This is a genomic window from Streptomyces sp. NPDC001410 (assembly GCF_042895235.1).
Lineage (GTDB): Bacteria > Actinomycetota > Actinomycetes > Streptomycetales > Streptomycetaceae > Streptomyces.
In genome coordinates this window covers 1-12,880 of the sequence record NZ_JBIAWE010000046.1, presented here as the reverse complement: position 1 = coordinate 12,880, position 12,880 = coordinate 1, and the positions used below count along the sequence as shown (strand labels likewise).

At 69.2% G+C, this 12,880-nt stretch carries 7 protein-coding genes; 2 read left to right on the top strand and 5 right to left on the bottom strand.

The genetic code is table 11. The features are described from left to right. The coding region (locus ACFY3C_RS45585; protein ID WP_390775166.1) for an amino acid adenylation domain-containing protein at positions 1–3,815 on the bottom strand (3,815 nt) is incomplete at its 3' end. 141 nt (positions 3,816–3,956) lie between these two features. Further along, positions 3,957–4,637 carry an FMN-binding negative transcriptional regulator gene (locus tag ACFY3C_RS45580; RefSeq protein WP_390775167.1) on the bottom strand — a complete coding sequence of 227 codons (681 nt, stop codon included), beginning with the start codon at positions 4,635–4,637 and terminating at the stop codon, positions 3,957–3,959. A 724-nt stretch (positions 4,638–5,361) separates the two neighbouring features. Between ACFY3C_RS45580 and ACFY3C_RS45575 the strand changes: the two genes are divergently transcribed. Continuing rightward, complete coding sequence (locus ACFY3C_RS45575) at positions 5,362–6,087, top strand: LmbU family transcriptional regulator (protein ID WP_386582007.1); 726 nt, start codon at positions 5,362–5,364, stop codon at positions 6,085–6,087. Between the two features lie 152 nt (positions 6,088–6,239). Here the strand turns inward: ACFY3C_RS45575 and ACFY3C_RS45570 are convergent, their stop codons facing one another. From ACFY3C_RS45570 to ACFY3C_RS45560, 3 genes are all read right to left on the bottom strand, one after another. Then, positions 6,240–7,499, bottom strand: coding sequence for a beta-ketoacyl-[acyl-carrier-protein] synthase family protein (locus ACFY3C_RS45570; RefSeq protein ID WP_386582008.1), 1,260 nt, complete (start codon positions 7,497–7,499; stop codon positions 6,240–6,242). After that, entirely contained in the window at positions 7,496–7,744 is a 249-nt protein-coding gene (locus tag ACFY3C_RS45565) for an acyl carrier protein (protein WP_386582013.1), read from the bottom strand. The genes ACFY3C_RS45570 and ACFY3C_RS45565 overlap by 4 nt, the downstream gene beginning before the upstream one ends. 71 nt (positions 7,745–7,815) lie before the next feature. Beyond that, on the bottom strand, positions 7,816–8,760 hold the full coding sequence (locus tag ACFY3C_RS45560) for an ACP S-malonyltransferase (protein WP_390775165.1): 945 nt from the start codon (positions 8,758–8,760) through the stop codon (positions 7,816–7,818). Positions 8,761–9,116: 356 nt separating this feature from the next. Here ACFY3C_RS45560 and ACFY3C_RS45555 point away from each other — a divergent pair. Next, positions 9,117–12,880, top strand: a 3,764-nt coding sequence (locus ACFY3C_RS45555; protein WP_390775164.1) for an amino acid adenylation domain-containing protein, incomplete at its 3' end; no start/stop codon positions are given.

The window sequence follows — 12,880 nt, the reverse complement described above, 5'->3', positions numbered from 1 at the left end:
CGCCACACCGGCAGCTGTTCCACCTGGCTGGCGGCGTGGTCTGTGAGGGCGTGGGTCCAGCGGCGCATCGAGGTGCCCACCGGATCCAGGACGACGGGCCGGCCGGTGCGGGTCTGTTGCCAGGCGGCTGCCAGGTCCGGGACCAGGATCCGCCAGGACACCCCGTCGACCACCAGGTGGTGCAGCACTACCAGCAGCCGCCCGGCGCGTGTGTCATCGGTGGGGGTGAACCACACGAACTGCGTCATCACCCCGCCACGCGGATCGAGCCGGCTCGCCGCCGCGTCCAGCTCCTCACCCGCCTGTTCCTGCCAGGCCGCATCCCACGAGCCGTCACATTCCACCCGGTGGATCAGACCGGTGAGCGTCACCGTTCCCGGAGGCTGCACGGCCAGAATGCCCTCCTGCGGCAACAGTCTTGAGCGCAGGATGTCGTGATGGTCGATCACCGCGGCCAGCGTCGCGGTCAGGCCCGCCTCATCGATGCCGTCCGGCAGTTGGAGGAGCGCGGCCATGGCGAAGCGGTCGTATGTGTCGCCCTGTTCCAGCAGGTATTGGCCGGCCGGGGGCAGCGGCATGCGGCCGACACCGCCGCCCTCCAGCTCTTCCAGCCGGACGACTTCCCCGGCCGTCGAGGCCACCCGGGCCAGTTCGGCCACCGTCCGAGCCTCGAAGATCTGCCGCGGGGTGACCTCCATCCCCTGCCGGCGTGCCCGCGCCACCACCTGGATCGACCGGATCGAATCCCCGCCCACAGCGAAGAAGTCGTCATCGACACCGACCCGGTCCAGACCCAGCACCTCCGCCACGACCACGGCCAGAACCCGCTCGGCCGGGCTCGACGGAGCCCGGTAGACCGTCTCCGTGAACTCCGGCTCGGGCAGCGCCGATCGGTCCAGCTTGCCGTTCGCGGTCAGGGGCAGCCGCTCCAGCACCACGAACGTGGACGGCACCATGAACTCCGGCAACCGCCCGGACACGAACGCCCGCAGCTCCGCCACCGACACACCCGCATGGGCGTCGACGTCGAGGCCACCGTCCTCGCCGAGCCCGACCGCGCCGTCCACCGGCACCACATACGCCACCAGCCGCGTTCCCCCGCCGCGGCCCGCCCGGGCGACGACCACCGCCTGCGCGACGGCCGGGTGGGAAGCCACCGCCGCCTCCACCTCGGCCGGTTCGATGCGGAAACCGCGCACCTTCACCTGGGCGTCGGCGCGGCCGACGTACTCCAGCGCGCCGTCGGCCGTCCACCGGGCCAGGTCCCCGGTGCGGTACATCCGCTGCCCCGCAGGGCCGAACGGGTCCGCCACGAAGCGCTCCACGGACAGGCGCTTCGGCCCCAGGTAACCGCGCGCCAGTCCGACGCCGGCGATGTACAGCTCGCCCACGGTATGTGGCGGTGCCGGACGCAGCGCGCTGTCCAGGACGTAGGTGCGCATGTTGTCCATGGGACGTCCGATGGGCAGTACGTCGGCGACCTGGTCGGTGGAGTCGACGCGATGGCAGGTCGCGAAGGTCGTGGTCTCCGTGGGGCCGTAACCGTTCACGACCGCGATGTCGGGGCATGCGCGCAGGACGTTGGTGACCGCGGACGGCGGCACCACGTCCCCGCCGGCCCAGACTTCGCGTACACCGGTCAAGCAATCGGGACGTTCCTCGGCGATGGCGGCGAAGAGCCCGGCCGTCAGCCAGAGCGAGGTGATGCGGTACTCGGCGACGAGGCCGGCCAGCGTGTCGGCGTCCAGCCCCTGTGGCGGGGCGACGACGACCTGACCGCCGCGGAGGAGGGGCACCCACAGTTCGAAGGTGGATGCGTCGAAGGTGTGGGGCGAGTGCAGGAGGACGCAGTCCTGGGCGCCGCTCTCCCACCTCCGGTCTCGTGCCAGCCCGACGATGGCGCGGTCGGTGACCGTGATGCCCTTCGGCACTCCCGACGAGCCCGAGGTGTACATGCAGTAGGCGGCCTGGTCCGCATGGCGTGAGCGGGCCGGCGGTGCCTCACCGGGCAGTTCCGACACGGCGGATCGCGTGGCCGGATCGTCCAGGATCACGACGGGCAGGCCGGCCGTGGGCAGATCTCCCACGATCTCTGAGGTGGTGAGCAACAGGGACGCCCGCGCTTCGCGGAGGATGAACTCCAGGCGTTCGGCGGGGTGGTCCGGGTCGAGGGGAAGGTAGGCCGCACCGGCCTTCAGTACCGCGAGGGTCGCCACCACGAGTTCGGGCGAGCGCGGCAGCGCCAGAGCGACCATGGTGTCCGGGCCCGACCCGCGCCGGACCAGTTCGTGTGCCAGCCGGTTGGCGGCTGTGTCCAACTCCCGGTAGGTGAGAGCGGTTGCGCCGGCCCTGGTGATCAGTGCGTGCCGGTCGGGAGTGGCGGCCGTCTGCTGCTCGTAGAGGTCGGGGAGGGTGAGGTCCGGGATCGGCGCGGTTGTGTCGTTCAGGCTCTCCAGCTGCCGTCGGCGAGCGGCAGGCTGCCACACGTCCAAAGCGCCCACCCGGACACCCGGGTCTGCGGCCACTGTACGAATCAGGGCGATCAACTGGTCGGAGAGACCCTGGACGTCCGCGGCGGCGTACCCGGCGGACGGTGCGTCGATGCGGATCTGCAGGTCGCCGCCCAGGCTGCTGCCGTCGATCACGGTGATCATCAGCTCGTTCAGCGTGGGGAACGAGCCTCCCGTGAAGGAGGCGGCACTCCCGTCGAAGTCCGGGCCGTTCGCGGGTACCTGGATGAAGTTGAGGATGACGCCGAGGGGGCTGCGGACGGAGCCCGACTGGCCCATGGCGCGCTTGACGTCCGATATGAGGTGCAAGGAGTGCCGCAGAACGGTGGACTTCGCGGTCGCCACCGTGGTGGCGAGGTCGGCGAAGCCTGCCGTGAGCGGCACCTTGACGCGCAGGGGAACGAAGTTGGCCATGAGCCCGGGAATGTGCCGGGTCCGTCCGCGGCGGTTGTTCACGGCCAGGGAGAAGACCGGTTCCGTCAGGTCGCAGGCATGGCGGAAGAATACGGCGGCGGCCGTCGTCAGAAAGGTCGACATCGTCATGCCGGCCGCGTCGGCGGCGCGTGCCCACTGCTCGGCTTCCAGCCTCGTGATGGTGGCCGTGCGGTTCAGCACGCCGACCGAGGCGGCCACATCGGCCCACACGGAGGGGGATGACGAGGGCGTGTCGCTGCCGAGGCCCCTGGGCAGCCGGACCACGTCCGGTTCGTCCGCCAGATAGTCGCGCCAGAACTGCGCGTCCCGCGCGAAGCGTTCGGATTCCCGGTATCGGACGTCTTCCTCGTACAGGGGTGTCGGGTCGGCACCCGGCCATTCCGGCATCGGGGTTCCGCGCTTGAGCGCGGTGTAGGTCTGGGCGAGGCGGTTGCTCACTGATGCCACACCGAAACCGTCCGTCACGATGTGGTGGGCGATGACCGTGAGGAAGAAGCGCGTGTCACCGAGCCTGATCAGGCCCATGCGATAGAGCAGGTCGTGTTCCAGATCGAAGGGCCGGCCCACGTGTTCGGCCATCAGCGCATGGGCTGCCGCCTCCGGATCGGCGGTGCCGCGCACGTCGTCGTAGAAGGGTTTCCAGTCGCCGAGCCCGCGGGATACGACGCGCAGCCCGTCGGTGTCCTCACGGAAGTTCACGAGGGCGGTGCCGGTCTGGCCGAGCACCGCGCGGAAGGCGGAGTCCATCACGGCGGGGTCGATCTCACCGTCGATCTCCCAGACGGCGGCGAGATTGTTCGACACGCTCGGAGCCAGTTTCTGGGCGAGCCACATGCTCACCTGTGCGGACGAGGCGATAACTGCGGACACGGAGGAGTCACCTTTCCGACGAGATTCGGGACCGGGCGAAACTGTGGTTCTCGGTGGTTCTTGCCACCCTTCGTGCAGGGCGGGTGTCCGGGGTGTCCCGCTGGCGGGACAGGTGCCGGTGCCCTGCCGGGCCTGCCGCCGTCAGGCCCCGGTGGACTCCTCGGCTCCCACGGCCTGGGGCAGCCGGCTCATGAGCTCGGCCACGTCGCGGTGGCGCGTGCAGGCGCTCTGGGCGAAGGCCCGCCGTACGCGGTCGGAGGTCTCCGGATTCTGTTCCTGGCTGAGTTTGAACATGCTGTCAACCCGATCCACTTCGATTCGAAACGCGCCAACAGCGGAAACGATCTGACGGAAGTAGTCCACTGAGCCGGACATGTCCCAGTTGTCGCCGAACCGGGTTTCGAACGCGCGCACGGTGGACTGGACGACCCCGAGGGTCCGCTCCGCGGCAGCCTCGGCGTCGAGCCGGCTGAGCACCCCGTGCACATGCACGGACGTGAAGTTCCATGTCGGGGCGGCCGGCGTCTTCGCGTAGACGGTCGGAGAGACGTAGGCGTGGGCCCCGGTGAATACCGCAAGGACCCGCATTCCGTCCTGGAGCGACGGCCAGTGCGGATTGGCCCTGTTCATGTGCCCCAGCAGGGTCGTGCCGGTCAAATCGGCGGGTGTGTGCTCCGTTGTCTCCGGATCGAGGATGAGGGGCAGGTGGGTCGCAAACGGGACGTCGTTGTTGCTGCCGTTGGTCATCAGAACGGCCAACGGGAAGGAGCGAACCAGGTCGACCGCCCACGAGGCGTCCGGTTCACGGTAAGGGCCGGGCACGAACAACCGAGTCACGTCCTTTCGGCGACTCGCTCGCATTTGACGGGAGTCGCGCTGATTTCAATTCGTCTCTCGTCGAGGTCGGAAGCAAGGTAGTCGAGCCCGTATGGGAATAGCCAATAAAGCGTGTGCGGTTCGCCGTCGTGGTCTGCCGAGGGGATCGGGGGACGGATGGCAAGGTCGGCGCGGCAGTCCTGACGCGTTCTTAACGCGACGATGCTGGCAACGCCGTCGCTGTCGTCATCGCGGCCGGTGCGAAAGGTGAAGGTGGGACGGCAACGCCACCTGAGCAGTGAGTATGTGTGGGCTGGTATGGGGGCGCTCTGGTCCCGGCGACGCCCTGGGCGTTCCGTTTCGGCCATGTTCCATATAGGAGAAAGATGAACAGTCGTTGCCTGAACCATCGGCGTCTACGGCGAGAGGGGAGTCTTCCCAGGTGGCGGCGGTGATCCCGTTTTAAGGGGCGCCGCAGCCCGTGTCGGCGATGTCGGAAGGACGTCGCGCAGGTGTTTGTGTTGAGACAGTGGCGAAGTCGGGGAGTGGTATGTAAGGGTATGGCGCCAAGAGACATGAGCGGTGCGACCTTGTTTCAAGGGATACGGCTCACTTGCGCGACGCAGAACGGATCATTTTGCTCCGCGATAGAAGTGAAGAACTCCTACGGCACCGGGGGACTGTCGTGGCCAGAGAAAGAAGCAATACAGCAAACGCCGGCCAGCCAGTGATGATCAACGTGACCGGTCCGGTCGCGCTCCGAAAGACCGGACTGGTAATTCCTGGACAGTTATCCCTCAGTGTGTGGGAAAAGATAGGGACAGAACTCGCCTCGTTGACGGACTCGTCGACCTGGTGGCTCGCCGACTGGGTGCTGTACGGCGAGACCGCCTACACCGGACGGTACCGAGAAGTGATCGAACGAACGGGACTGGGCTACCAGACCCTGCGCAACTACGCCTGGGTCGCACGCCGGTTCGGTCTTCCCCGCCGACGGGCCGGTCTCAGCTTCGCGCACCACGCGGAGGTCGCCGCCCTGGGGCAGGCCGAGCAGGACTACTGGCTCCACTGGGCCGAACAAGAGGGCTGGTCCCGCAATCAGTTACGCAAGGAGATACGGGCCAGCCTCGCCGAACGGGAGGGCGCCGAGGCCCGGGCCCTGCCGGCGCGGGACGAGCAGGGCTCCGCTGTGGACACCGGGCTGCGGTGCGACCGGTCGGACGTGCTGGAAGGCATCGCGATTCCCCGCGGGTCGAGCCGATCGATCGAGATCCGGCTCTCTCCCGAACAGTTGACACGCTGTGAACAGCTAGCCACGGCGCACGGGCTGAGCCTGGACGACTGGGCGGCCGAAGTGCTCCGCGCGGCCGTGGACGAGTTGGAGTCGTCGAAGATGGGGCGGCAGACCGTGAGAATGGTCCGGAGTTCCTCCGGCCTCCAACCGTGTGACCTCTGACCCCGGCACCTGCCCCGATGGAACGGCCGGGACGGAGGGTGACGCCCCATCCCGGCCCTGGCCCACCGGCCGACGCGAGGGATCCGCCGCGGCCGGCTCCGTGTCCTCTTGCTCTCCGCCTCGACGGGCCGCTCGTCGGCGAGTACGCGTCGTCAGATCGTCCGGAACGCCGTCACCACGTTGTGTCCTCCCAGCCCGAACGAGTTGCTCAGTGCGCCCAGTTCGCCGTCCGGCAGCTTGCGGGGTTCCCGTGCCACGTCGAGGCGGATCTCGTCGTCGTAGTCGTCCTGGTTCAGTGTGGGCGGCACCAGACGATGGTGCAGCGCCAGGACCGTCGCGATCGATTCGACGGCTCCCGCCCCGGCCATCAGATGCCCCATGGCGGACTTCGGCGCGGTGACGACGACGTCGTCGGTGTGCGCGCCGAGCACCGAACGGATCGCGACCGACTCGACGAGGTCGCCCTGCGGCGTCGAGGCCGCGTGCGCGTTCACATGGGCGATCTGACGCGGATCCATGCCCGCGACAAAGAGCGCTTCGCGTATCGCGGCCGCCTCCCCGGCACCCGTGGGATCGGGCAGCGCGAAGTCGTACGCATCGGCGGAGTACCCGGCGCCGGCCAGTTCCGCATACACCCGCGCCCCGCGCTCCGCCGCGTGCCGGGCCGACTCGAGCACCAGCATGGCCGCACCCTCACCGAGCACGAAGCCGTCCCGTGTCCTGCCGAACGGCCGTGCCGCCCGGTCCGGTTCGTCATTGCGAGAGGATAGCGCCCGCATGGCGCCGAAGGACGCCAGCCCGATCGGATGCAGCAGGGCGTCGGCACCGCCGGCCACGACCACGTCGGCCTTGCCCGACACGATCAGCTCGCGACCGCGTCTGATCGCGTCGTTTCCCGTCGCGCAGGCGGCGTTCGGCGTCTCGACCGCCGCCTTGGCACCCAGGCCGAGGCTCACCCAGGAGGCGACGGCGTCGGGCAATGCCCTGCTCGGCGTGAACGGTGAGACGTACCGGGGACCCTTCTCCTTCAGCGCGTCCCAGGCCTGGAGCAGACTGCCGATGCCGCCCATGCAGGAACCGACCGACACCGCGAGCCGTTCGCCCGGCATCGCCCGACCGCTGTCCGCGAGGCCGGCCAGCCCGGAGTCACGCCAGGCCTCCTGCGCCGCGACCACGGCGAACTGCCCGCACCGATCCAGCTTGCGGGCAGCGCTCGGAGACAGCGCCGTCGCCGGATCGACCGCCGCGGGCGCGCCGAGACGGCTCGGAAAGTCCTTGTACCCGGGATCCGTCAGAGCCGTGACGGCGGAGCGTCCGGCCAACAGCCCTTCCCAGGTCGACGCGACATCGCCGCCCAGCGGTGTGACGGCCCCGAGCCCGGTCACCAGTACTCGTGTGTCCATGAGGGTCACGCCTGCTCACGCTGGATGTAGGCGGTCACCAATTCGACAGTGGGAAGCTGGTGCAGTTCCTCGTCGGGGATCTTCACCCCGAACGTGTCCTCGGCCGCCACCATGATCTCCACCATCGACAGCGAGTCGAGCTCCAGGTCGTGCACCAGGTTCTTCCCGGGCTGGATGTCGTCGAGCGGCACCCCGGCGATCTCATGGACGATCCGGGAGAACTCCGAGCGGATTTCCTCAAGGCTGGACACGATGACGCTCCTTCGATCGTGAGGAATGCGGGTTGCGTTCCCGGGACGGCCGGTACCCGTGCGGGCCCGCATGATCACGCCGGCCCCGGGGCGGTGTTGTGTTTGTCGACGAAGACACGCGCGTCGTCGAGCTGGTCGGGGGTGTTCAGGGCGAAGGCCTCGACGCCCGGCAGCGCGCGCCGCGCGATCCGGGTCAGGGTGCTGGCCGGCGGCAGCTCCAGCAGACCGGTGACACCCAGCCGCGTCATGGTCTCCATGCACAGGCCCCACCGCACCGGGAGACTGACCTGCCGCACGATCCGGTCCAGCATCTCCCGCCCGTCCGTCACGACCTCACCGTCCCGGTTGGACAGCAGCCGGGCAGGGGGCGTCAGGGGCGTGATCGCCCGGGCACAGCGGTCGAGACGCACGGCCACGTGCTCGACCTCCGGGGTGTGGAAGGCGCCCGCGATCTGCAGCGGACGGATCCGAGTCGCCGCGGGAGGCTCGGCGACCAGCCGCGCGATGGCCTCCCGCGCACCCGCGGCGACCACCTGCCCCGGCCCGTTGTCGTTCACGGTGACCAGGCCAAGGCGCTCGATCGTGGCCTGGACGTCATCGGGGTCCCCACCGAGGACCGCGACCATGCCCGCCTCGGACTTCGCCGCCGTCGCGGCCATGGCCCTGCCGCGTTCACGGACGAGCACCATGGTCTGTTCCTCGCTGAGCATCCCGACACTCGCCGCGACCGTCAGCTCGCCGAGACTGTGTCCCGCCGCGACATCGATCAAGGCGGGCCGGCCGGCCGACCGCGAGAAGAGCGCCCGCGCGCCGAGCAGTCCCGTTCCCACGATCAACGGCTGCGCTATCGCGGTGTCCCTGATGGAGTCGGCATCGGCCTCGCTGCCGTAGTGCTCCAAATCGATGCCGCACACCGTCGAAAGCCAGTGAATATGGTCGGCGAATGCCGGCTCCTCCAGCCAGGATTTCAGGAACCCGGGAATCTGGGCGCCCTGTCCGGGCGCGACCATCACAAGCATGCGCCGAAGCATCGCAAGGGAAATCCCGTTGCGGCAATCCTCGGCAATGACGACCCCAAGTCACCTACACCCACGGTGACGTGGCGATGGGAGAGCCTTGACAGCGCTCGCTCGCCCGCCATGGTCCCCTCGCCGGCGTGAAGTTGTCCCGCTGGCGGGACAACTTCACGCTACCGGCCAACAGTGGCGGTGGCTCGACGGCCCAAACCGACGCCGAGAATGCTGCACTTCGGGTTCCGTGCTGCCTATGGTGCTTGCCGCATTGGCGGTTCCGGACAGCAATTGAGTCGTCGTTGCCGACCCGCCTGAGCGGGCTCTCGTACGCATCAGCTGGATGACCGAGGAATAGAGGTCAAATGATTCCGTTGTCGTTCGCGCAGCGTCGGCTGTGGTTCATTCACCGGTTCGAGGGCCCGTCGGCCATGTACAACGTGCCCTTCGTCCTGCGGCTGTCGGGCTCGCTGGACGCACAGGCGCTGGCTGCGGCGGTACGGGATGTGGTGGTCCGGCACGAGAGTCTGCGGACCGTGTTCGTCGAGGACGAGGACGGGGTGCCGTTCCAGCGTGTGCTCCCCGCGCACGAGGTCGCGCTCGACGTCCCCGTCACCCAGGTCGGGCGCGAAGCCCGCGACGCGGCCGTGCACGAGGCGGTGACGTACGCCTTCGACCTGGCCGCGGAGATTCCCGTACGCGCCCGGCTGCTGCGCGTCACGCCCGAGGAACACACCCTCGTCCTGGTCGCCCACCACATCGTCTGCGACGGTGAGTCCGCGGCACCCTTCGGCCGGGACCTCGTCACGGCGTACGCCGCGCGCCGCGACGGACGGGAACCGGGGTGGAAGCCCCTCGACGTGCAGTACGCCGACTACACCGTGTGGCAGTCCGAGCTGCTCGGCGACGAGTCGGACCCGGAGAGTGTGGCGGCCGCACAGACGGCATACTGGCGCGACGAACTCATCGGCGTCCCCGCCCCGTTGGAGCTGCCCACCGACCGTCTCCGACCGCCCGTGGCCGGCCGGCGTGGCGGCCTCGTCGAGCACCCGCTCACACCCGAACTGGTGTCGGCGGTCGAGGAACTCGCCCAGCGCACCGGCTCGACGGTGTCGATGGTCCTGCAGTCGGCTCTCGCCGTGCTGCTGCATCAGTTGGGGGCCGGTGAGGACATCCCGATCGGCGCGCCGATCGCCGGTCGTACGGACGAGGCCCTGTCCGATCTCGTCGGGTTCTTCGTCAACACGTGGGTGCTGCGGGCCGATCTGTCCGGGAACCCGAGTTTCGAGGAGCTCCTGGAGCGGGTGCGGGGCAAGGCGCTGAGTGCGTACGACCACCAGGACCTCCCGTTCGAGCGGCTGGTGGAGCTGCTCAACCCCGAGCGTTCCACTGCCTACCAGCCCCTCTTCCAGGTCATGTGCGCCTGGCAGATCGCCTGGCCGGAGCTGCGACTGCCCGGACTGAGAGCCGAGTTCGAGCCGCAGACGACCGGCGAGGCGAAGTTCGACCTTTTCTTCAACATCATCCCTGACGCCACCGGGGGCGCGCAGATCCGGCTGGAGTACGCCGCGGACCTGTTCGACCACGGCACCGCCGAACGGATCGCGGAACGCTTCGAGCGAGTCGTACGACAGGTGGCCGCCGATTCCCGCACACGCGTCGGCGCCGTCGAGGTGCTGGACCCCGAGGAGCACGAGGCGTTCGTGGCGCGGGGGGTGAACGAGACCGCGGTCGCGGTGTTGCCGGTGTCGGCGGGGGAGTTGGTGGAGCGGCAGTTTGCCGTGTCACCGGATGCGGTGGCGGTGGTGTGCGGGGATGTCTCCCTGTCGTTTGCGGAGGTGGATGCGCGGGCGAATCGGCTGGCGCGGGCGCTGGTGGCTCGGGGTGTGGGCGTGGAGTCGGTCGTGGCGGTGGCGTTGCCGCGGTCGGCGGAGTTGGTGGTTGGTCTGCTAGGTGTGTTGAAGGCGGGGGCGGCGTATGTGCCGGTGGATCCCCGGTATCCGAGCAGCCGGCTGGAGTTCGTACTCGCGGACGCGGGCGCGGAGTCGGTGCTGACGGACCGGGAGACATGGGCCGGTCTGGGGCTGCGGACCGATGTCGCTCCGTTGTTCCTGGACGAGCTGGACCTGACCCGTGGTGATGGTTCGGCTTGCGGGGTGGGGGTGCGGCCGGAGAATGCGGCGTATGTGATGTATACGTCTGGGTCGTCGGGTGTGCCGAAGGGTGTCGCGATCACGCATGCGAACGTGGTCAATGGTGTGTCGGCGCTGGCCCGGATCATGGGCGTGACGGCGGGTTCGCACGTGCTGGCGACCAGCTCCGTCAACTTCGACGTCTCCGTCTTCGAGATCTTCACCGCCCTCAGCCAGGGGGCCACCGTGGAGGTGGTCCGGGACGTCCTCGTGCTCGGTGAACGCGATGAAGTCCGGGTGGGACTGGTGCACACGGTGCCGTCCGCGTTCGCCGAACTGCTCGCAGGCTTCACGGGCGAGGAGGAGATCGACACGCTCGTCTTCGCCGGTGAGGGGCTGTCGGCGGCGTTGGTGGAGCGGGTGCGGTCGGTGCTGCCCGGGACGCGGGTGGTCAATGCGTATGGGCAGACGGAGAGTTTCTATGCCACTGCGTTCGCGGTGCCTGGGGAGTGGCGGGGCAGTGGTGGCGTTCCGATCGGTGTGCCGGTCGACAACATGCGCACCTACGTGCTGGGGCCGGGTCTGACACCGGTACCGCCGGGTGTGGTGGGCGAGTTGTATGTGGCGGGTGCGGTGGGGCGTGGCTATCACGGCCGGTCCGGGCTGACGGCGGATCGGTTCGTGGCGGATCCGTTCGGTCCTGCGGGGCAGCGGATGTATCGGACCGGGGACCTGGTTCGGTGGACGGCGGACGGGGTGCTGGAGTACGTCGGCCGTGCGGATGTCCAGGTGAAGGTGCGCGGTCAGCGGGTTGAGCCGGCCGAGGTGGAGGCGGTGCTGGCGGCGCATCCGGCTGTCGCGCAGGCGGTGGTTGTCGCCCGGGCGGGTCGCGGTGGGGGAACGCGGTTGGTGGCGTATGTGGTGCCGGTGGATGGCGCGGTCGGGCTCGGCGAGGACGGTGGCCTCGACGTCGACGTCCGTGCGGGTGTGTCGGTGGCGGAGCTGCGGGGGTTTGTGTCGGGGCGGTTGCCGGAGTTCATGGTGCCGTCTGCGTTCGTGGTGCTGGAGCGGCTGCCGTTGATGGCGAACGGCAAGCTGGACCGGGCCGCGCTTCCCGAGCCGGAGTTCATCGAGAGTGCTTACCGTGCCCCGTCCACGGCGACGGAGGAGGCGCTGGCCGTGGTCGTGGCGGAGGTGCTGGGTCTGGACCGGGTCGGTGTCGATGACGACTTCTTCGCTGTGGGCGGGGATTCGATCCGGTCGATCCAGGTGGTGGCGAGGGCGCGCCGGCAGGGGATCGAGGTCACTCCGCGGCAGATCTTCGAGGCCCGGACGGTGGCCGAACTCGCCCGGGTCGCCTCGACGGCCGGGGACGTGGTCCGGCTGGAGGAGCTGGAGGGTGGCGGTGTCGGCTGGATGCCGTTGCCTCCGGCGGGCCGGTTCCTGCTGGAACAGGGCGATGCTTACGACCGGTTCGCGATGGCTGCGCTCCTGGAACTGCCGGACGGCATCGATGAGGCGGGCCTGACCGCGACGCTGGCCGCGGTGATCGACCATCACGACATCCTGCGGTCGAGGCTGGTCACCGGGGACGGTGGTGGGCTGGAGGTCGCCGGGTCAGGTTCGGTCCCGCTCACCGGTCTGGTTCACCGGGTCGAGTGTGATGGCTTGTGGGATGCGGCCTGGCGGGAGCGGGCGGGTGGGGAGCTGGACGCGGCGGCGGGCCGGCTGGATCCGCGTGGCGGGGTGATGACGCAGTTCGTGTGGTTCACCCCCACCGATGACACACGCGCCGGGCGGCTGCTGGTAGTGCTGCACCATCTCGTGGTCGACGGGGTGTCCTGGCGGATCCTGGTCCCGGACCTGGCAGCCGCCTGGCAACAGACCCGCACCGGCCGGCCGGTCGTCCTGGATCCGGTGGGCACCTCGATGCGCCGCTGGACCCACGCCCTCACAGACCACGCCGCCAGCCAGGTGGAACAGCTGCCGGTGTGGCG